General features: G+C 69.6%; 16 protein-coding genes. 9 read left to right on the top strand and 7 right to left on the bottom strand.

Annotated elements, in window-relative coordinates:
- Nucleotides 1–2: 2 nt before the first annotated feature.
- Nucleotides 3–617 carry a restriction endonuclease gene (locus tag ACFPZN_RS43900; RefSeq protein WP_378288739.1) on the top strand — a complete coding sequence of 205 codons (615 nt, stop codon included), beginning with the start codon at nt 3–5 and terminating at the stop codon, nt 615–617.
- Between the two features lie 344 nt (nt 618–961).
- Nucleotides 962–1,351, top strand: coding sequence for a FliH/SctL family protein (locus tag ACFPZN_RS43895; RefSeq protein ID WP_378288737.1), 390 nt, complete (start codon nt 962–964; stop codon nt 1,349–1,351).
- 72 nt (nt 1,352–1,423) lie between these two features.
- Here the strand turns inward: ACFPZN_RS43895 and ACFPZN_RS43890 are convergent, their stop codons facing one another.
- Both ACFPZN_RS43890 and ACFPZN_RS43885 read right to left on the bottom strand, forming a co-directional pair.
- Entirely contained in the window at nt 1,424–1,789 is a 366-nt protein-coding gene (locus ACFPZN_RS43890) for a hypothetical protein (protein WP_378288735.1), read from the bottom strand.
- Nucleotides 1,786–2,250, bottom strand: a complete 465-nt coding sequence (locus ACFPZN_RS43885) for a hypothetical protein (RefSeq protein ID WP_378288733.1) — start codon at nt 2,248–2,250, stop codon at nt 1,786–1,788. Before ACFPZN_RS43885 ends, ACFPZN_RS43890 begins: the two co-directional genes overlap by 4 nt.
- Before the next feature lie 155 nt (nt 2,251–2,405).
- On the opposite strand from ACFPZN_RS43885, the gene drmA reads away from it, so the two are divergent.
- Genes drmA through drmC form a run of 3 tightly spaced genes read left to right on the top strand, consistent with a single transcriptional unit; the run spans nt 2,406 to nt 8,631 of the window.
- On the top strand, nt 2,406–5,969 hold the full coding sequence (drmA, locus tag ACFPZN_RS43880; RefSeq protein WP_378288731.1) for a DISARM system helicase DrmA: 3,564 nt from the start codon (nt 2,406–2,408) through the stop codon (nt 5,967–5,969).
- The gene (drmB, locus tag ACFPZN_RS43875) at nt 5,966–7,813 is read left to right on the top strand and encodes a DrmB family protein (protein ID WP_378288728.1); all 1,848 of its coding nucleotides are present in this window, start codon (nt 5,966–5,968) and stop codon (nt 7,811–7,813) included. The genes drmA and drmB overlap by 4 nt, the downstream gene beginning before the upstream one ends.
- Nucleotides 7,810–8,631: a DISARM system phospholipase D-like protein DrmC gene (gene drmC / locus ACFPZN_RS43870; protein ID WP_378288726.1), complete on the top strand. Its 822-nt coding sequence runs from the start codon at nt 7,810–7,812 to the stop codon at nt 8,629–8,631. The genes drmB and drmC overlap by 4 nt, the downstream gene beginning before the upstream one ends.
- Here the strand turns inward: drmC and ACFPZN_RS43865 are convergent.
- Together ACFPZN_RS43865 and ACFPZN_RS43860 are read right to left on the bottom strand one after the other, a co-directional pair.
- Nucleotides 8,612–9,748 (bottom strand): hypothetical protein, encoded by a 1,137-nt coding sequence (locus ACFPZN_RS43865; RefSeq protein WP_378288724.1) that lies wholly within the window; start codon nt 9,746–9,748, stop codon nt 8,612–8,614. The two genes, drmC and ACFPZN_RS43865, sit on opposite strands and share 20 nt — an antisense overlap.
- Nucleotides 9,745–10,305 carry a DUF4365 domain-containing protein gene (locus tag ACFPZN_RS43860; RefSeq protein WP_378288722.1) on the bottom strand — a complete coding sequence of 187 codons (561 nt, stop codon included), beginning with the start codon at nt 10,303–10,305 and terminating at the stop codon, nt 9,745–9,747. Before ACFPZN_RS43860 ends, ACFPZN_RS43865 begins: the two co-directional genes overlap by 4 nt.
- Before the next feature lie 226 nt (nt 10,306–10,531).
- On the opposite strand from ACFPZN_RS43860, the gene ACFPZN_RS43855 reads away from it, so the two are divergent.
- From ACFPZN_RS43855 to ACFPZN_RS43840, 4 genes are read left to right on the top strand one after another with little or no spacing between them, the layout of a single operon-like run.
- On the top strand, nt 10,532–12,073 hold the full coding sequence (locus ACFPZN_RS43855; RefSeq protein WP_378288720.1) for a DUF3375 domain-containing protein: 1,542 nt from the start codon (nt 10,532–10,534) through the stop codon (nt 12,071–12,073).
- Nucleotides 12,070–12,924, top strand: a complete 855-nt coding sequence (locus ACFPZN_RS43850; RefSeq protein WP_378288718.1) for a DUF4194 domain-containing protein — start codon at nt 12,070–12,072, stop codon at nt 12,922–12,924. Before ACFPZN_RS43855 ends, ACFPZN_RS43850 begins: the two co-directional genes overlap by 4 nt.
- Entirely contained in the window at nt 12,917–16,285 is a 3,369-nt protein-coding gene (locus ACFPZN_RS43845; protein ID WP_378288716.1) for an ATP-binding protein, read from the top strand. Before ACFPZN_RS43850 ends, ACFPZN_RS43845 begins: the two co-directional genes overlap by 8 nt.
- A complete protein-coding gene (locus tag ACFPZN_RS43840; protein WP_378288714.1) occupies nt 16,266–17,489 on the top strand; it encodes a Wadjet anti-phage system protein JetD domain-containing protein in 1,224 nt (407 codons plus the stop codon). The genes ACFPZN_RS43845 and ACFPZN_RS43840 overlap by 20 nt, the downstream gene beginning before the upstream one ends.
- 131 nt (nt 17,490–17,620) lie before the next feature.
- Here ACFPZN_RS43840 and coaE read toward each other — a convergent pair whose 3' ends face one another.
- From coaE to ACFPZN_RS43825, 3 genes are all read right to left on the bottom strand, one after another.
- The gene (coaE, locus tag ACFPZN_RS43835; protein WP_378288712.1) at nt 17,621–18,241 is read right to left on the bottom strand and encodes a dephospho-CoA kinase; all 621 of its coding nucleotides are present in this window, start codon (nt 18,239–18,241) and stop codon (nt 17,621–17,623) included.
- Nucleotides 18,242–18,284: 43 nt separating this feature from the next.
- Nucleotides 18,285–18,779 carry a GNAT family N-acetyltransferase gene (locus ACFPZN_RS43830; protein WP_378288710.1) on the bottom strand — a complete coding sequence of 165 codons (495 nt, stop codon included), beginning with the start codon at nt 18,777–18,779 and terminating at the stop codon, nt 18,285–18,287.
- A 37-nt stretch (nt 18,780–18,816) separates the two neighbouring features.
- Nucleotides 18,817–19,640 (bottom strand): endonuclease/exonuclease/phosphatase family protein (locus ACFPZN_RS43825; RefSeq protein WP_378288708.1); only part of this gene is annotated, 824 nt, incomplete at its 5' end.

The raw sequence follows: 19,640 nt of genomic DNA, 5'->3' as shown, positions 1-19,640 counted from the left end.
CCATGGACGGTACACCCCCCGCTCCTTCCCCGTTCCAGTCCGCTCTGCGCCTCGTGGGTCTGAGTGTCGGCGCGCTGGCAGCCGGCGCGTTCACGACCGGACTGGTGTATTTGGTAGCCCGGCACTGGGTCGGGATCCTTCAGTTCCTCTCCGTCCTCGCGCTTCTCGTCGGCGGCACCGGCGCGTACCTCTACCATCGCCACCACGAGGCCGAACAGCGCCGATGGCAGCTCCAGATGCTCGCCCGGCTCGACCAGGTGGACGTCATGACCGGTCCGGAGTTCGAGGAGCTCACGGCCGAGCTTCTCCGCCGGGACGGTTTCCGCTCGGTCAGGATCCTCGGAGGCAGCGGCGACAGGGGCGTGGACATCACCGCGCTCACCCCTGACGGGCGCCGGGTCGCCGTTCAGTGCAAGCGGAAGAAGGACAAGGTGTTCCCTTCACAGGTGCGCGAGCTGGCCGGAGCGCTGGTCTGCACCTACCGCGACCATGCGGGCGTGTTCGTCACCAACAACTATTTCTCCGAGCAGGCGCAGGCAGAGGCGCGCGGTCACATGACCCTGGTGAATCGGGCGACGCTGGCCGGTTGGCTCGATGGCCGGGAACTCGTGCTCTGAGCGACGACCTCGAAGCCCGGGTATCGACACTCGCGGCTGATCATGTCGCTGGCCGGTTGCGGTCTCTTTCAAGGACCCGTGCAAGGGCATGGGTTCGCGGATGGTATTCCATCATGGATGGCCGCACCCTTTCATCGCTACATTCCGGCTCGACCGAAAGCGCGACGCCTGATGCGAAACGGTCGGTGGCGAGTCGTGCTCGGCGCGGCCTCGCCTTGCCATGAGGATCAGGGGGAAATGCACACGTGAGCACGGAGAACGTTCGGACCTGCGGCCGTCCCACTCGCTCCGGGACGCCCTGCAAGAACCCGGTATACGGAGCGAACGTCGCCTGCGGCACCCATGTGACGGACCATGAGCGCGAGCTGGCGGAGGCGCACCGCAGAGGTTACCGCGAGGGCTACGAGGAAGGGCGCGAGAGCACTTCCGGAGCCGCCGATCTCAAGGTCGAGTGGCTGGAGCGCCGCGTCAAGGAACTCGAGCAGAAACTCGACGACGCGACGCGCGTCCACGAGGTCGACGGGGGTCAGGCGGTCGAGGTCGACGGTTACGCCTACCTGTGGCGCGGAGCCGAACCCCTCGAAGTGGGTGATCACGTGCTGCTGCCCGAAAACTATGTCAGCCGGGTCAAGAACGGTCCGGGGCCGACGCGGGGAGTGGTGACCCGCCTGGGCATCACCTACCGGGGCGAGCTAGCGACCATCATCGGCCGGGCGCCGCGAGACCACGGCTGACCGGGCGAGATCCGCCACCGTCCCCCGCCCGCGCGGCGCTGAGCCACGCCGCCGCGCATTGACGGGGCCGCGCTATCGCCGCCCGTGCCTGTTGCGGCGCTCGGTCTGCTTCGGATGCCCGGCAGCGACCATGGTCAGCCAAATGGTCGACGCGGCGTCGTCGATGGCATACCAGAGGCGCCCGCCCCCGGTGACTTCGTACTGCCACTGCTCGAAGATCTCTCCCTTGACGTTCGCTGTGCCGAGAGAGCCGCTGAGCCGGTGCTGCCGTGGCGTGGTGGCACGTGGCTCATCAACGATGTCGAACCACGCTCGCCGCACATTGCCGGGAACCTGATTGCACAGTTGCCTCCAAGCCCTTCCCACCGCGTTATCAGCTGCGACGAGAGACCATTCGGCGGGCGGATGGAGTTCGTCGCCGCGCTTGGGAGCACTCATTCGGCGTCGACCGGAGGGGGAAACAGGACCGGCCCGTCTCCAGGCAACGGCCGACGCAGGGCGCGGGCGGTCTCGGGGTCGCTCCAGGCGATCGCCGTTGATTTCCAGGAGCGCTTGGCCCGCGCGTAGGGCAGCAGCTCGCCGGTGTCGGCGCCGGCCACCAGGTGGTCGAGAAGTTCACGAACGCATTGCGGGCCTTCCGCCTCGGGCAGCCAGGTCAGCCAGGGCAGGTCCTGAGCGAGAGCTTCCTCGGCCAGTTCACGGTTGGCGCGGGCAACGATCGCCATCGACCGAGCGAGGGTGAGCAGCGCGTCCTGAGCGGCCTGGTAGCGCTCATCGCGAATCAGCCACACGTTTTCGGCGTCACGCCGCTCCAGAAGGACATCGGCGTTGTCCACGGCGGTGAACACTTCACCGCGCTCACGGACAAGGGTGCTGAACGGGAAGGTTCTCGTGCTCATGCTCTCCACTCTAGCACCCGATGCACTCTTAGTGCATCACTAGTGCAACACTCTCGAGTGGGCCGAAAGGCCACCGCGTTCTCGTGTGCACGCGCGATCGGCGGCCGACTCTCAGACACGGGGCGGGTGTCGGTGGCGGCGTCTAGGGTGGCGCTGTGACTGACGAGACGGTGCTGAGGGCCCCCGACCCCGCCGTGATCCGCGACGAGTTGCAGCGACTTGTGATCAAGGATCTGCACGGTCCGCTGGCCGGGGAGTTCGAGGAGTTCCGGGAGCGGCCGACCGATCGTTACGTGCTGGGGAGGCTGGCCCCCGACGGCACGGTGATCGAGCCGGACGAGCAGGACGACACCGCCGACGCCGACGGCGCCGATCTCGGAGAGGACCAGACCGAGCCGAGCGCTCCCAACATCGTGAGCCTGGCACCGTCCTCGCTGGGCTGCACGGTCTACATCGACGGCGAGCTCGACGAGGTGCCCGTCGCCGCCGAGTGGGCCCGTTACGAGCGGGTGCACGCGGAGGACGACGACGCGGCCGGGCCGGTCTGGCGTCGTATCCCTGAGCACGGCGAGGTCTCACTGAAGCTCCGCGAGGGCACGCTCGACCCGGAACCGGTGATCGATGCGCTGCCGCAGGTGACCGTGCAGGGCCGAGCCCGTCGCCTGGACGGGCACTGGCTGGTATCGATCTTCCTGGTGAACGGCCAGCCCAGGCCCCAGCGGCTTCCCGACTCGGCGTGGCTGTTCCAGGCCTCGATCACCGTGCGGGCGCCCGGCGGGTCCGCGCCTTTCCTGCCCCGGCCGGACAGGGCCAGCGGCGGCGACGACGCCGACAAGGCCGAGCAGAACCGCCTGGGCATGGCCTACCGCTTCCATCCGGAGTTCGCTGTCGGGCATGGCACCGGCGTCCACGTGACCCAGTCCCCCGATGACCCCATGCGCGCCGTCGAGATCACCACGGCGGCCGTGCCCGAATACGAGATCCCCTACACCGACGTGCCGAAGGCGGAGGACGACCCCGACCTTCCCGAGCTCGCCGACCTCGAGCTCGACATGAAACGGCTCGCCGAGCTCGCCGACGGTCCTCCCGCCGCGCTCCTGGCGGCGCTTACACCGCTGGTCACCGGCTACCGCCGGTGGATCGAACGGCGCCGGGCCGACCTCGACGACCCGGCCCGCAGGCTGGAGCGGCACCGCTCCGACGCCGAGGCCGCGCTCGAGAAGGCGGAGCTGGCCGCCACGAGGATCCAGCACGGCATCGAGCGCCTCGGCGATCCGCATGCCCGGCGCGCGTTCGGATTCGCCAACCGCGCGATGTACCTCCAGCGCATCCACACCATGGCGGCCGACCGGCGCGGCGTCGACGACTCCGTCGCCCTGGAGACCGCCCTCGCCGAGGTCGACGACCCGGACAACCACCGGTGGCGCCCGTTCCAGCTCGCGTTCGTGCTGCTGAACCTGCCCGCGCTGGCCGACCCCGCGCACCCCGAGCGCGCCCCGGGCAACTCGGCGCTGGCCGATCTGCTCTGGTTCCCCACCGGCGGCGGCAAGACCGAGGCCTACCTCGGCCTCACCGCGTTCACTCTCGCGATCCGGCGGCTCCAGCCGCCGGTGGGCGGCACCGACTCCGGCGCGGGCGTGGCCGTGCTGATGCGCTACACCCTGCGGCTGCTGACGATCCAGCAGTTCCAGCGGGCCACCGCGCTGATCTGCGCATGCGAGAAGCTGCGCGCCGACGACGAGGGGACCTGGGGCCGCGAGCCGTTCCGTATCGGCCTGTGGGTCGGCGCCGGGGTGACGCCCAACCGCACCGACCACGCCGCCGAGTGGCTGAAGCAGCACAAGGGCAACCGGCGCGGTCCGGCACGGGCACAGGGCTCCCCCCACCAGCTGACCTCCTGCCCCTGGTGCGGCACCAGGCTGGAGCCGGGCCGCGACGTCCAGGTCGACATGATCCGCCGCCGGACGCTGGTGATCTGCCCCGACGTGTTCTGCCGGTTCGGGATGGCCGGCGGCCGCGAGGGCATCCCGATCGTGGTGGTCGACGAGGAGATCTACCGCCTGCTGCCCAGCCTGATCATCGGCACCGTGGACAAGTTCGCCCAGCTCGCCTGGCGCGGGGAGACCCTCGCCCTGTTCGGCCGGGTGTCGCGGCGGTGCGAGCGGCACGGCTACGTGACCGACGATCTCCGTTCCGCCGACTGGGAGCTGTCGGGCAGCGCGTCGCACCCGGCCAAGGGGGACGCCCCGGCCGCCCGGATCGTGCCGACCGGCCGGCTGCGCCCGCCCGACCTGATCGTCCAGGACGAGCTCCACCTGATCTCGGGCCCGCTCGGATCCCTGGTGGGCCTCTACGAGACGGCGGTGGACCGGCTGGCGACCTGGGAGCGGGACGGCGGCGAGAGCGTCCGCCCGAAGATCATCGCTTCCACGGCGACCATCCGCCGGGCGGGCAAGCAGATCGGGGCACTGTTCAACCGGCGCACCGAGCTGTTCCCCCCGGCCGGCGTCGACATCGGCGACAGCTTCTTCGCCCGGCAGCGTCCTGCCACTCCCACCGCGCCGGGGTATCGGCCGGGCCGACGCTACATAGGGATCTGCGCCCACGGCGTACGGATGAAATCGACGCTGATCCGGGTGTACGTGTCGGTGCTCGGGGCGGCACAGGCGCTCCACGACAAGTACGGCGGGAACGAGGTCACCGACCCGTACATGACCTTGGTCGGCTACTTCAACAGCCTGCGCGACCTCGGCGGCATGCGCAGGCTCGTGGAGGACGACGTGTCCACCCGCCTGGCGCGGGCCGACGAGCGCGGCCTGGCCAGGCGCTTCGACCCGCTGGCCAAGGAGCTCACCTCCCGGCTGTCGTCGCCCGACATCCCCGACGTCCTGGAGCATCTCAAGGTCCCGTTCCGGGCGAACCGCGCGCGGGGCGAGCGGCGGCCGATCGACGTGCTGCTCGCCACCAACATGATCGCGGTCGGGGTGGACGTCTCCCGGCTGGGCGTCATGACGGTGGCCGGGCAGCCCAAGTCGACCGCCGAGTACATCCAGGCGACCAGCCGCGTCGGTCGTGCGGCACCCGGGCTGGTGTTCACCGTTTTCAACTGGGCGCGTCCCCGCGACCTGTCGCACTTCGAGACGTTCGAGTACTTCCACGGCACCGTCTACCGTCACGTGGAGGCGCTGTCGGTCACCCCCTTCGCCGATCGGGCGGTGGACCGCGGGCTCACCGGAGTGCTCATGGCGCTGGTCCGCGATCTGACCGAGGACTACAACGGCAACCTGAAGGCGGCCTGGTTCGACCGCAACGGCACGCTGGCCGACCACGTCGTGCGCTATTTCGGGCGCCGCGCCGCGGATGTGACCAGTGACAACAGGGTGGGGCGCGCGGTCGAGCAGCACCTTGACGCCCGCCTCGACCACTGGAACGCCCAGCGGCTGATACCCGGCCGGCGGCTCGCCTACGACCACCCGCCGGGCCGCGCCGACGAGGTGGTGGGGCTGCTGCGGCGCCCCGAGCAGGGCCCGTGGGTGGCGATGACCTGCCCCACCTCGCTCCGCGACGTGGAGCCCGGCGTCCGGCTGCTGCTCCTCCCCGAGGACGACGGGCTGTCGATCACGACCGAACCCGCGTACGCTCCGGTGGCCGAGGCCGACGACGGTGACGGTGGCCCCGGCTCCTCCGGGCCGGATGACCAGGACGGGGGCCCCCGATGACGATGCCCGCCCCGCAGCCCATGCGCGTCGGGGAACTGCGGCCCAACCAGCTCCTGCACACCTACGGCGTCGGCGCGGTCGCCGACCTCCCCAACCTGTCGGTCGTCGTCGCGGGACTGGACGACTGGGACCTGGCCAAGACGACCATCGTCCGCGAGGACCGCCTGCTGGCCGCGATCCGCCGCGAGCTCGGGCCACAGGTCGAGACACTGCGCACACCGCCCTACATCCCCGAGACCTCCGACCCGTTCGCCGAATGGACGCGCGTCGGGGTGCCGGTCCGGCTGTTCCCGCGCTGGCTGCGCTGCTCCGACCTGCGCTGCAACCGGCTCGCCCCCGTGGAGAGCAGCATGTTCGAGCTGCTGCCGCATTCGTTCTCGCCGGAACGGATCCGGTACGTCCACGGCTGCCGGGGGCGTGGTGGCAGTCGGCCCACCGTGGTTCCGGCGCGTTTCGTGCTCGCCTGCGAGGGCGGCCACCTCGACGACTTCCCCTGGCTGTACTACGTGCACGGCGGGAGGGTCCCGCAGGAGGGCGAGCATGTGCTGCGCCTGCTCGAGCGCGGCACCACCGGTGAGGCCGCCAACGTGTACGTGGAGTGCTCGTGCGGTCGCAACGTCCGGCGGTCCATGGCGCAGGCGTTCGGCTTGGACGCATGGCGCAACCTGCCCGCATGCCGGGGCCGCAACCCCCATCTGGCCGGTTTCTCCGAGTGCGGGGCCAGGACCCGCACCCTCGGGCTGGGCGCGACCAACGGCTGGTTCGCCATGCAGCTCCAGGCGTTCACGCTGCCGCGGGCAGACGACGAGATCGCGCAGAAGGTCGCCGAGAACTGGGCACAGCTCAACCTGCTGGCCAGCCTGTCCAGGGAGCAGGCCACGGCGCTGCTGCCCAGTTTCGCGTGCTGGCCCGAGCTGGAGTCGTACGACATCGACAAGGTGTGGCGGGCCATCGTCCGCCGTGCCGAGGAGGGCGAGGACGACGGCGACGACGACGATCAGGACCTCGACACCCCCGAGTGGGAGGCCCTCACCCGCCCGGACCCGGTCGAGCTTCCCGACTTCACCATTCGCAAGGAACCCGTCCCCAGCGAGGCCCGTCCATGGCTGAGCGAGGTGGTGCTGGCGTCGCGGCTCCGTCGGGTGTCGGCCCTGTACGGTTTCACCCGCATCGACGCTCCCGAATGGGATGTGCAGGCCACTGACAGCGGCCGTCGCGTGCCCCTGTCGCGGGAGGCGCCGACGTGGGTACCGTGCGCGGAGACCCGCGGCGAAGGCATCCTGCTGCGCTTCGACGAGCAGCGGCTGCGGGACTGGGAGGAGTCGGAGCCCGTCCGCCTGCGCGCCAGAATGCTGCGCCCCGCGCACAACGACTGGAGAAGCCAACGTCAGCTTCCTCCAGGCCAGTGGCCCGGCATGCGCTACCTTCTGCTGCACACCTTCGCGCATGCGCTGATCCGCGAGTTCGCCTTGGAGAGCGGCTACAACGCCTCGGGCATCGCCGAACGGATCTACGCGCGGGGCGGAGACCGGCCGATGGCCGGCATTCTCCTGTACACGTCGGCTCCCGACAGTGAGGGCACCCTGGGCGGGCTGGTGTCGCTGGGGCGTCGCGACCGGCTCGGCACGCTGATCCGTCAGGCCCTTGAGGCCGCTCGTCTTTGCAGCTCCGACCCGCTGTGCGCACAGCACGACCCACGCGTGCATGGCAGGTTGTACGGCGCCGCCTGCCATGCCTGCCTGTTCGCCGCCGAGACGTCCTGCGAGCGCGGCAACCACTACCTGGATCGGGCCCTGCTCGTGGACACGGTGACCGACCCCGACATCGGTTTCCTGGCCCGGTGAGCCCGCCGCTCGCGGCCGTCATCGCGGACCTGACCCGCGACCTGCCGCCCGGCTGCGTGGCCGACTGGGCGCGGATCTTACGCTCGGTGTCCTTACCCGGGCCGGGCGTCGAGGCCACGCTCATCGAAGCCACGCCGGGCCCCGTCGCCGCCGCCAAGGTGGAGCGGTTCGCCACCGCTTGGCGGACCGGCAGACCCCCGCTACCCGGGGCCGCGGTCGCTCTCGCGTTGGAGGTCGGCGCCGCGTCGTATGCCGAACAGCACGCCCGCCAGACCGATGTCATGGTCAGCGGGCCGGTGAGCCTGGGCGCGGATACCGCGGTCCGGCTCACCGGCTCGGTCATCACCGAGGTGATCCGAGGAAGCGAGCGGTCGCTGCTGGTGGTCAGTTTCGCCGCCTTCGGGGTCGCCGCCGTGCTCGCCGAGCTGGAACGGGCCGTCCACCGGGGAGTCCGTATCGATCTCGTACTGGAGAGCGGGCGAGCGGACGGCGGCACGCTGCGAGGTACCGGCGCGGAAGCCGCGTTCGCCTCGCTCGGCGGCGCGGTGACGTTCTGGTCGTGGCCGGCACCCCGCCGCCCGATGGTGCGCGGCGCGCGAGCGGCCATGCACGCCAAGCTCGTGGCCGCCGACGAGCGGGTCGCCGTACTGGGCAGCGCCAACCTCACCGACCGGGCACTCGCCCACAACATCGAACTGGGCGTGGCCGTCCGTGACCCGGACGCCGTCGGCCGCATCGTCCGCCACTTCCGATCACTGATGCGGCCCGGAGAGGGGCCTCTCGAACCGGTGCCGCGCGCTAGCCGTCCTCGATCGTGAACGAGGTCAGGGACCGGAGCTCGGTCCGCTTACGGCTGCGGGCCAGCACGCCCGCCGCCCGGACCGTCGCCCCGTACTCGGCGGCCCGCAGCGCCAGGTTGAACAAATCGGGATGGAGCCGTACCCAGATCAGTCGGCGCATCCGTTTGTCCCTGGTGGCCGCCACACCCTTGATCACCACCCAGCCGGGCTCCGTCGGCCGATCACGTTCGGTCCGCCAGATCTTGCCGGTGACCTCGACCCGCTCGTCGCGCATTCTGCCGTCGTCGAGGTCCTCCTCGGCTTGGGCGAGCACCGACACCTGCGCCTCATCGAACCGGATCGGCGGTGTTCGAACCCCTGTCGGCAGGGACAACGCCCAGGAAAAGCGCAGCTCGAACGGATGGTCCTGCTCGGCTCCCCCGAACCGGGAGAGGGCACGGCACAGATTCGCGGAGATCCCCTCGCCGACGCGTTCGGTGAACGGGCTCAGCTCCGACCTGTCGAGCGCCTCCCCCGCCGCCGAGTGCGCCGCGCGCACGGCGTCGTAGAGCCGCAGCATCGCTCTGCGCCCGAACGGCTGGTCGACGGCGAACAGCCCGTCGTCCTCGTCGAGAGGAACCTCCACGGAAAGGACGTAGCTGCCCTCGGAGGACGGCCCGAGCCGTGCTCGCTTCGGAAACTCCTCCACCCGGTGCGGTTTGCGTCGGGGCAGGACCAGGACGGGATCGGCGACCACCGCGTACGCGCCCACGATGAGCAGTTCGCGGATGCCGTCGACCGTCTGGAGCCCGTCCGCCACCGAGATCGTTCCGGGTGGTGTTCCCGGGTGGGTGCGCACGTAATGGCGATCGACGCTGACGGTCGTGAGATCGCGCAGGATCTGCGGCCTGGGCCGGTCCTCTGTCTCTGACAGGACCTGAAGCAGATTGACCATGCGCAGGACGTAGTCGCGAGCGGTTTCGTCCCCGGGAACGACCACCTCACGGTCTTCGCCTGCATGCGTGAGCGCCCAGAGGGTGGATCCACCGATCCGCTCGGCCTCTTCCCAACCGCCATTGGAGAGGTATGCCTCCACGTCGCGCAGGGGCACTCGGCCGAGGACGGCCATGTACTCCTCATCAGACCGCGCGGTCACGGCGCCACCCCTCCCACACCCGGCCTGATCATGAGGCTCAGCAGCGACTTCGCGGTGAGGAGGTTCGCCTTCGGAACGTCGACTGTGATCTTCTTCTCTCGGGGACGATCGAGAATCGGATGGATCCCGTGATAGCCCTCCCAGTATGCGCCCCATCGCAAGGTCAGGCCCGTCCCGGTGACCTCGGTGTACTCGGCGGGATCATCCGGCACCACGACCAGGATGAGATAACGGGGCATGTCGAAGGCGCCGGCCAGCTGATTGAAATGAGCAATCTTGAGCGGATAGCGCCAATTGTCCGAATTCCCCTGAGGGGTACGCCACGACTTCACCTGGACGTCGATCTGCGGCAGATAGATCGTGCTACGGGCACCGGGATAGCGGATGCCGAAGTCGATCCCGTCGCAGTCCGGTTCGGGCTTCTGGATCTGCAGGCCGACCGCGGCCGCGAGCACCCGGACGTACTGCTCGGCGTAATGGCCCTGATGGTTGTCATGGTCGAGCGGCAGAACCGACCTCCCGCCATCTTCTCGACGCCACGCCGAGCACTGACTCATCTTTTGACCAAGAAGCACTTTATGGTGAAGACCATCACCAATGGAAGGGGGCGTTGACATTCCCCGCGTCGGACACCGCCGCACAGCCGGAAGCCCCGGAGATCGACGACCGAGACCCACGTCCGCAGAAACCCTGAGTACAGGGATCGTGACGTTTTGTCGTACCCGCGGGTGAGACTGGCACCCGGCGGCGGAAGCACCGATCGCACGGAGGTGATCTCCCCGGGTGGCAGCCAAGAGCGCCGAGCAGTTCTTCCACGAGTTCCGCACCGGATCCGCGGCAGATGTCGCGATGTCACTCCTCAGGTCGAAGCACGCCCTAGTCTCCATGGCGCTGATGGCCGCGCACCTGGGTGACGGCCAGATCGTCGACGGGATTTCGCTGACGGCCATGCTCGACGAGGATCTGCCCGCGCTGGAGCGCGGCCTCACCTCAGGCGAGCATGACGCGGACGATCCGGTTCAGCTGGGCGCCGAGCGGATGCTGACGACGTGGGTGAAGAAGGGCTGGGTGCACCGAAGCATCGACGCCGAGACCCGGACCGAGCGCTACCAGCTCACCACCGGCGCCGCGCACGCCGTCCGCCAGATGCGCGGCCTCCGGCAGCAGAGCTCGGTCGCGACCCAGTCCGCCCTGTCGATGGTCATGGCCGAGCTGCGGCAGATCGCCACCGAGTCCGATCCCGACCCGAACACGCGACGGCGGGCCATCGACGAGCAGATCACGGTACTGGCCGCCCAGCGCGACCGGATCGACGGCGGCGAGGCGGTCGACGTCGACGCCGGGGAGCTGATCGACAGGGTGGCCGCGGTGGCTCAGCTGGTCGAGCGGATCCCCGCCGACCTGGCCAGGTACGGAGAGCAGATGCACGCCAACACGGCCATGCTGCTCCGGCAGAGCCTCTCGGACGATCCCGCGGAGTTCGCGCAGACCCTCGACCGCATGTTCGCCGGACACGATGTCATCGCCGACTCGCCGGAAGGGCAGGCGTTCCGCGCCTTCGCCACCCTGGTCGGAACGCCGTCGCAACGGGCCCAGCTGGAGTCCGACATCGACGCGATCCTGACGCAGCTGGAGGGGTTGCCCGATCACCTGGCGGAGATCCTGCGCGGATTCATCAACGCGATGTGGCAACGCGTCGAAGAGGTGGAACAGACCCGGGGCATCGCCTTCCGGCGGATGAGCACCTTCGTCCGGGGTGGTGACGCCGCGCACTACCGCGGCATGCGAACCAGGATCAGTGAGGCACAGGCGCTGGCCGCCGACGCGTTCCAGGTCACGCACGGCGGGCGCGACATCGGGTTCCCCATTCCCATGAGCGGTGCCGACACCTCCTCCGTCGGACGGCTGCGGCTGGACGAGGGCAGCCCGGCAGCCCCCGATCCGGTGATCGATTCGGGGGACGAGTTCGACATAGATCCGGCCGCTCTCGCAGGCCGTGAGTCGATCGACTGGCTCGCCCTACGCGACGCGGTACACGCGGCGATGGCGGCGCACGGCGACATCGCCACCCTGCCCGAGGTGCTGGAGCATCTGCCGGGCGCGCGCACGGGCGACATCATCGCAGTCTGGTCGCTCGCCAACCGGTATGGCGAGGTCGATCGCGACGCCCAGGTCAGTGTGCTCGCTCACACCGACCGCGGGCCCCGTGAGATCACACTCCCCTACCTGGTGTTCGGTGAGCCGATCCCCGACCCGACCGTCCCCACTTCCCACGAGCACGCCCGGCCCGGGCAGCTGTCCCTCTTGGAAGGAGACTCCGGATGACCGGCCCACCTGACCCCTCCTTCGCAGCGATCTTCGACGAGGAGGCGCTCACCGGCCCGCACACCCCTGGACGAACCGCCTCGGCCGTCATCTCCGAGGACACGCTGGCCAAGGTGTTCGAGGAAGACGACGACCGCACCGCCGGCACCCTCGTCGAAGGCCCGGCGCGCCCGCCCCGCTTCGACGGGGACACAGGCGAACTGCCGGCCGAGGCATGCTGGGCTCTCCAGGCACTGGTCGCCGCGCCGCACGTCAGCGAGCAGTCGCGGAAGGCCTGGGCGGCGGTCGTCCAGTACGCGGACCAACTCCGTGTCCGGCTCTCCGAGCTGGGGCTCGTGCTGGAGATCAACCGCGAGCACGGCTACGCCTTCACCCGCCAGGGCGGCGACCCGAGCCCCCACGGCCGCGCGATCCTGCGGACCAAGACGCTCAGCCTCGCGGCGAGCGCGCTCTGCCTGTATCTGTACAACCAGTACGTGCTCGCGCCGGACGCCCCGGTGGTCGAGACGACGGACATGGTCGACCACATGCTCGCGTACCGGCGGAAGAACGACACCGACGACGCCGCATTCGACAAGAAGACACGCACCGCGATCAAGACGCTGGAGGATGCGGCGATCATCAAGCCCATCAAGGGCACCGGACGCTACGTCATCTACGGCGTCATCACCTCGATCCTCACCGCTGAGCGCGTCGAGGCGCTCAGCGACCGTTACCGGGCGATCGCCGACGGCACGCTCCAGCACGCCGACGAAGGCGACACGGCCGGCGTCGACGAACGCGGTGAACGGAAGGACGTGGAAGACGACGGCTCTGCGGAGGGGGAAAGGGGAGGCACCGCCGATGTCTGACGATCTCACGAACCGCGGAGTCCTTGCGGGCCAGTTCCGCCTGGCCCGGCTCCAGGTGATCAACTGGGGCACGTTCTGCGGGTACAAGGACTTCCCGATCGACGCGCGCGGTGTCCTGTTCACCGGACCGTCGGGTTCCGGCAAGTCGTCCCTGATGGACGCTCATTCGATCGCGCTGCTACCGACCCGCGACCAGCGTTTCAATGCCTCGGCGGACCTGACCGCGCGCGGCGCGAAGCAGGGAACGCGCAGCGTGGCCGACTACGTTCGTGGCGCATGGTCCGAGACCGACGACGAACAAGGCCGATCGCAGGTCCGCTACCTGCGTGGCGGCAAACCGACCTGGTCGGCCGTCGGAGCCACCTACGACGACGGACTCGGCTCGGTGACCACCGCCGTGGTCGTGAAGTGGTTCTCCGGGACCGAGACCGACGGCTCGGCCCTGAAGTCGATGTACCGGTTGCATGACGGCCACTTCGAACTGATCACACTGGAGGGGTGGGCCGCGAGGGGGTTCGACACGAGATGGCTCGGGAAGGCGTACCCCGCCGACTGCCCCGAGGGCCCGGAGGCCTATACCCGTCAGCTGCGCAAGCGCATTGGGCTCGGCACCTCCAAGACGGCGCTGTCGCTGCTGGGCAAGGCCAAGGCGATGAAGAACGTCGGCGACCTCAACCTGTTCGTCCGCGAGAACATGCTGGACACGCCCGCCACCTATGCGGCGGCGCAGCGCATGGAGGACGCCTTCACCCCTCTCAACGAGGCGTACGAGACCGCCCGCCGTGCTCATGAACAGCTCAAGATCCTCGCCCCGATCCCCGGTCACTGGCATGCGTACGGCGAGGCGAGGAAGGAGGCCGCGCTCACCGAGCGGCTTCTCGGCGCCCCCGTCGACCGCTACCTTCGGGCCGTTCACCTCGGTGTTCTCCGCACGGAGATCGAAGGGCTGGCCGAGAAGCTGGAGCACTTGGGCGGCCGGCTGGAGGAGCAACTCCAGCTCGCCGACCAGGCGGAAAGCAACTACCTCTCCCTGGAGAACCAGCTCACGCGCGCGAGCGACGTACTCGACCAGCTCGGCACCCGGCTGAAGTCCGCCCGGACGGAGTTCAACCACAGGAAGCGCGCGTTCGATATCTACGCCAGCCACCTCCGTCGGCTTGAACTCGCCCCGCCGGACGACGAGGACGCCTTCCTCGCCCTGCGGGGCATGGTCCGCTCAAAGCGCGATCATGCGGCGGCCGAGAAGGAAGAGCTCAAGCCCGTGCTGCACGACGCGTTCGCGGAGGCCGCCAACGCGAAGCGCGATCTCCAGGCCAGGCAGGAGGAGCTGGAAGCGCTCGTCAGGGCCGGCTCGCTGATTCCCTCCAAGGAACTGCGGCGCCGCGACCTGATCGCGAAGCAGTCGGGCCTCTCAGCGGCGGAGCTGCCGTACGTGGCCGAACTGCTCGACGTTCTGCCCGGTGAAGAGCGCTGGCGGCCCGCGGCCGAGAAGGTGCTGCGCAACTACGGGCTCCGGCTGCTGGTGCCCGCTGACCGGCAACACGCCGTCAAGACCTTCATCGACGAGAACGATATGCACGGCATCGTCGAGTACAGCGTGGTCACCGCGGCGTCCGAGCACCAACCGCGCCCGGAACCTGGCACGTTGGCGAGCAAGCTCGGTGTGAACACCGGGCATCCGTACGGCCCCTGGCTCGCAGGGCAGGTGGCCCGCAGGTTCGAACACGTCTGTGTCGGGTCGGCCCGCGATCTCGACGAACATCGGGTGGCGGTCACGGTGCGGGGGACCGTGAAGCTGCCCGGCAACCACTACCGCAAGGATGACCGGCCGGAGTTGACGAGCCCCTCGTCGTACATTCTCGGCGCAGATGTCGTGACCAAGCGCGAAGCACTGCAGGCAGAGATCACCGAGCTCGAGTCGAAAAGGGACAAGGCCGCGGCCGGAGCGGACGACCTGGATCGCCGGAACACCGCAATCGATCAGGTGGTTCATGCGGCCGAACAGGTCGTAGCCCACAGTGCCTGGGGCGACCTCGACCACAGGCGCTCCCAGCACGAGATCGACGAGCTCACCGAACGGATCCATGAGATCAAGGAGAACGATGTCGACCTCCGACGACTGGAAGAACGACGCGACGCCGCCAAGACCGCGTGGCAGGGACTGAACGACGCCTGTTCCGACCTGCGCAACCGGATCACCCAGAGCGAGCGGCGACAAGAGACGCTGACCGGGGAACTCGCCCGGCAGAGCCCTCGGCCGCACACGGTCGACGACGGCGACCGGGAGTACCTCGATGCCTTGCTCGTCAAGCTCGATGCAGCTGTTTCGTCCGAAGGCATGCCTCATCTTCGGCAACTCCTTCGCAGCGACCTCGAGCGACGGCATCAGAAGGCCAGATCACGCCACGACCTCGCTCTGAGCGGGATGAAGGGAGACATCAACCGCTTCCTGGATAAGTGGCCAGATTCCGCACCCGATGGCACCGGCGATGTCGAGCGCTCCGGCGGCGACTTCGCCGCGCTGCACGACGAGATCAGCGAACGCCGGCTACCGGAGGCCATGGGCAGGTTCCAACTCATGATCAGCCGGGACATGGTGCCGTCGATCATGTTCGTGCAACGCGCCATCGAGGAGGCGGCCAGACAGATCCGGGAGCGCGTCGAGATGGTGAACGAGGGGCTGCGGCGAACGGAGTTCAACACCGGAACCCGTCTACAGATCGCCTATACGGTCAAACCGTTCACGGAGAGCAGGGAGTTCCGTTCCCACGTCGACGCGCTCCTGCGCCACGAGGCGGCCGCGCCGGCGAACGCCGAGGCGTCGATGGGGCAGTTCAAGCGCGTCCGCAGGTTGATGAAACGCTTCACCGCCGACGACGCCGAATCACGCCGCTGGACGGAGAACGTCCTGGACGTCCGGCAGGGCTACGCGTTCTATGGACGCGAGGAGACACCGGACGGAGTCACGGTCAACACCCATCGCAACACCGCCTCCAACTCGGGTGGAGAGCAGGAGAAGCTCGTCGCCTTCTGTCTCGCGGCAGCCCTCAGCTACAACCTCGCGGACGCCGGCTCCGGCGGACGACCGCGCTTCGCGGCCCTGATGCTGGACGAAGCATTCAGCAAGTCCGACGAGACCTTCTCGGCACAGGCGCTGGCGGCGTTCGACGAATTCGGTTTCCAGCTCCTTATCGCCGCACCGATCCGCATGTCCGGTGTGCTCGAGCCCTTCATCGGCCAGGCGATCCTGGTCGAGAAGCGTTCCACGGCCGAAGGCGCGCGTTCCAACGCCGCCACCGCCTCCTTCGGCGAACTCGCCGCCCGGCGGGTCGCCGAGGCCGATGGAGCCACGGATGCGTGAGCCGGACGACGTACTCGGGCAGTTGGGCACCAGGTTCGAACGCGATTACCCCGACTGGGCACGAGGCAAAGGCACCTGGCCGCTGCGGATCTCCCTGCATCCGCCGACCCCGCGGCAACGCTCCGCCGACCCCGTGGCCTGCCACGCCTGGGCCGCGAGATGGGCTGTTTACGAAGGCCCCGGGACGGTAGACCACACGAGGCTCAGGTTCCCGACGGGAACCCATGCCATGCCCAGAACACTGATCCTCGATCGACCGCGCGAGGTGGCGGCGGCTCTGCCGGTCACTCGCGCCACGTGGACGCGGTGCGGCGATCGTCTCACCAGACTGCAGCACGAGTTCCCCGACGCACGTTTCAGTGGAGTGATCCGGCGGATGACCGAGCTGACGGAACGGGACTATCAGCGCTTGGTCGACACGGCCGCCTGGCTGAAGGAGAACCCGACGTCCGACCGCCTGCTGCGCCAGTTGCCCATCGAAGGCATCGACACCAAGTGGCTCAGCAGGCACGCCGCCCTCGTCCTGGCCCTCATCGGAGAGGGGGACGACGGCGTTCCTCCAGCCGAGGACGCCGCATCCGGATCCACCCGGAGACGGCTGCATGAACGCCTCGGGCTTCGCCTACCACCCGAGCTGATCCAGGTCGCCGTGCTCGATCCCGAGCTACGCTCCCGGATGGCCGGAATGAGGCACTTCGCCACCTCTCGTGAGGACCTCGAGCGGTGGCCCCGGCACCCGCGGGTAGTAATCATCCTCGAGAACAAGGAAACCGGCTACGCCATCACCGACGACCAGGCAGACACCGTCGTACTGCACGGTCAGGGCTTCAACATCGCGGACTACGCCCGGATCTCCTGGGTGCGAAACGCTCGCGCGGTCTTTTACTGGGGCGACATCGATGCTCCCGGGCTGCAGTTCGTCAGCGATCTCCGCGGACGTGGAGTGCCTGCCCGTTCGCTCCTCATGGACCTCCCCACGCTCGAGCGTTTCCGGCACCTCGCGGTCAAGGGCACGGTCCCCCGGAGAAGCGTCGTCCCGCATCTCACCGACGCCGAGGCGGCTCTCTACCGCCATCTTGTGCATCATGCCGCAAAGCACGGCGCCGGCCTGCTACTCGAGCAAGAACGCATCCCATGGCCCCACGCCCACTCGGCACTCACCAACGCCATCCGGAAGGCGGACCAGATGTCTTCGGGCTCTTGACTGCTATGCCGCGGGTGCGCAGACAAACCATGCGACGCAGTTCCGGTCGCCGGGCGCTGCAACAAGGCGAGACGGCCCTGAAACGCCCGCTCCTCCCCTGAGAGCCTCAGTCCCAGGGGGGAATCCGTAGTTCATTGCTCTGGCATCGGCTCAGCGGTCTGGGCGCGGCGGGTGAGGTCCTTCCAGAGGTCGTCGACCTGGGCGCGGAGGTCGTCGAGGGAGCCGGAATTGTCGATCACGTGGTGGGCGATGGCGCGGCGGTCCTCGCGGGAGGCCTGCGCGGCGATCCGGGCGCGGGCGTCCTCCCCGGTCATGCCGCGGCGGCCCGTCAGCCGCTCCAGCTGGGTCTCGACGGGGGCGTCCACGACCACCACCAGGTCGTACATCTCCCCGAGGCCGTTCTCGGCCAGCAGCGGGACGTCGTAGACGAGGATGGCGTCCTCGGGCGCGGCCTCCATCAGCTCCTGCGTCCGCTTCCCCACCAGGGGGTGGACGATCGCGTTCAGCGCCGCCAGCCGCTCCGGGTCGGAGAACACGATCGAGCCGACCTTCGGGCGGTCCAGCCCGCCATCGGGCAGCAGGACCCCCTCGCCGAACTCGGCCACCACCGCGGCCAGCCCGGGGGTCCCGGGCTCGACCACCTCGCGCGCGATCCGGTCGGCGTCGATGACCACCGCGCCATGCTTGGCCAGCCGTCCCGACACCTCGCTCTTGCCGGATCCGATACCGCCGGTAAGTCCCACTTTCAGCACGGCACCACAGTAGTGCCGCCGCGTCACGGCCACCGGCGGAGGGTCAGCCCCCGGCCGCGGCGGGGACGAGGGCCTTGCGCATGTGCACGAGCGTGAGATGGGCCGCGACCCGTTCACGGTGGGTCTCGCTGTAGCCGAGCCGCCGGTAGAGGCGCAGGTTGTCCTCGCTCAGGTGGCCGGTGAACAGCACGCAGGCGTCGGCGCGCCCGGCCACCTCCTCCTCCAGGGCGCGCATGAGCCGGCCGCCGATGCCGCGCCCCTGCATGTCCGGGGCCACCACCAGACGGCCCACCAGGCAGGTGTGCTCGCTGAACTGGGCGCGGACGGCCCCCACCAGGCGCCGCCCCGACACCGCCTTGAGCACCGCCGCGTCGCCCTCCAGCAGCCTGCGCATCTGGTCGTACGACTCGACCAGCGCAGGGATGAACGGGTCGCCGTAGAGCTGCGCCTCGGCGACGTAGGCCGCGCGCTGCAGCGTCAGGATCTCGCCCGCGTCGTCAGGGCCGGCCCGCTCGATCGAGGCCGTCGGTTCGCTCATGGGCGCGACCCTAGCGGCGCCCGCGCGCCCCGTCCCCTCACTGCCCGATCCGGACCGTCACCGCGACGGGATAGTGGTCGGACGCCGACGACCGCGGCACGTCGTAGTCGCCGAACATCAGGTCGTCGGTGCCGAAGATCCAGTCGACCCGGCGGCCGTCCCCGGTGGTCGGCGCCGGGTCCCCGCTGGGCGCGGCGCTGCGCAGCTCGGTGCCGTCCAGCATCCGCGAGATCTCCGCGCTGCCCGGCCCGGCGTTGAAGTCGCCCGCGATCACGGTGCGCGGGGCGCCGCCCCACGCCCGCAGCAGCGCGGCGATCTCCCGGCCCCGCTCGGCGGACTGGTCGGCGCCGCCCTCCAGATGGGTCGACCACACGTCCAGGGTCTGCCCGCCGACCCGCACCCGGGCCCACACGTACCCGCGGATCTGCGACCAGTCGCCCTTGGGCATCCGGCCCGTGCCCGACCGCTCCACCGGCAGCGAGGTCAGGATCGCGTTGCCGAACTGGCCGTCGGCCGCCGGGCCCCACAGCAGCTTCATCCCGAGCCGCCGCGACAGCCACACGCCCACGTCGGTCGTCCCCGACAGCAGCGACCCGCGCCCGGCCTCCTGCAGCAGCACCACGTCGGCGCGCTGCGACTCGATGGTCGCGGCGACGGCCTCCGGATTCAGCCGCCCGCTGGGGCCGACGGCGTCGTGGATGTTGTAGCTGACGACGCGGATGCGGCCGTCGGCCGGGGCCGCCTTCGCCTCGCCGTCCGGGCCCGCCACCGTGAAGACCGCCGTGCCGAGCAGCAGGACCAGCGCGGCGGCGATGGCCATCGTCACGCGCAGCGGCGCCTGCGCGGGCAGCGGCCGCACGA

This window comes from Actinomadura rugatobispora (assembly GCF_042656285.1).
In the GTDB taxonomy this organism is placed as follows: Bacteria; Actinomycetota; Actinomycetes; order Streptosporangiales; family Streptosporangiaceae; genus Spirillospora; species Spirillospora rugatobispora.
This window is presented reverse-complemented; position numbering and strand designations above follow the sequence as displayed.

Excerpts from the sequence above, each read along its gene's own strand:
- drmB (WP_378288728.1), top strand. The coding sequence starts at position 5,966 with ATGACGATGCCCGCCCCGCAGCCCATGCGCGTCGGGGAACTGCGGCCC.
- ACFPZN_RS43850 (WP_378288718.1), top strand. The coding sequence starts at position 12,070 with ATGACCGGCCCACCTGACCCCTCCTTCGCAGCGATCTTCGACGAGGAG.
- ACFPZN_RS43840 (WP_378288714.1), top strand. The coding sequence starts at position 16,266 with ATGGAGCCACGGATGCGTGAGCCGGACGACGTACTCGGGCAGTTGGGC.
- ACFPZN_RS43860 (WP_378288722.1), bottom strand. The coding sequence starts at position 10,305 with ATGAGTCAGTGCTCGGCGTGGCGTCGAGAAGATGGCGGGAGGTCGGTT.
- ACFPZN_RS43890 (WP_378288735.1), bottom strand. The coding sequence starts at position 1,789 with ATGAGTGCTCCCAAGCGCGGCGACGAACTCCATCCGCCCGCCGAATGG.
- ACFPZN_RS43830 (WP_378288710.1), bottom strand. The coding sequence starts at position 18,779 with ATGAGCGAACCGACGGCCTCGATCGAGCGGGCCGGCCCTGACGACGCG.
- ACFPZN_RS43885 (WP_378288733.1), bottom strand. The coding sequence starts at position 2,250 with ATGAGCACGAGAACCTTCCCGTTCAGCACCCTTGTCCGTGAGCGCGGT.
- ACFPZN_RS43845 (WP_378288716.1), top strand. The coding sequence starts at position 12,917 with ATGTCTGACGATCTCACGAACCGCGGAGTCCTTGCGGGCCAGTTCCGC.
- ACFPZN_RS43900 (WP_378288739.1), top strand. The coding sequence starts at position 3 with ATGGACGGTACACCCCCCGCTCCTTCCCCGTTCCAGTCCGCTCTGCGC.